Raw genomic sequence first — 598 nt, forward strand, 5'->3', positions numbered from 1 at the left:
CATTTTAAAAATGTAGCTAAGAGCGAAGAGAGGAGCAAAAGAAATGACGAAATATATTTTTGTAACCGGGGGAGTTGTATCCTCACTTGGAAAGGGTATTGTAGCAGCTTCATTAGGGCGTTTGCTGAAAAACCGCGGACTGAACGTGACGATTCAAAAATTCGATCCATACATCAACGTTGACCCGGGAACAATGAGCCCGTACCAGCACGGTGAAGTATTCGTAACGGATGACGGCGCTGAAACAGACTTGGACCTTGGTCACTATGAGCGTTTTATCGACATTAACCTGAATAAATTCAGCAACGTGACAACAGGTAAAATCTATTCAACAGTTCTTAAAAAAGAACGCCGCGGAGATTACCTTGGAGGAACCGTACAGGTCATTCCGCACATCACAAACGAATTGAAAGACCGTGTTTACCGCGCAGGGAAAGAGACAAACGCAGATGTTGTCATTACAGAAATCGGCGGTACTGTCGGAGACATCGAATCACTGCCATTCCTTGAAGCGATCCGCCAAATGAAGAGCGACATCGGCCGTGAAAACGTAATGTACATCCAATGTACGCTCGTACCTTACATTAAAGCTGCTGCC

The 598-nt window shown here is 45.2% G+C and carries 1 protein-coding gene; it reads left to right on the forward strand.

Annotated elements, in window-relative coordinates:
- Positions 1 to 43: 43 nt before the first annotated feature.
- Positions 44 to 598, forward strand: a 555-nt coding sequence (locus tag ACWHAR_RS29545; RefSeq protein WP_452088751.1) for a CTP synthase, incomplete at its 3' end; no start/stop codon positions are given.

Source organism: Bacillus sp. LR--39, from assembly GCF_053613335.1.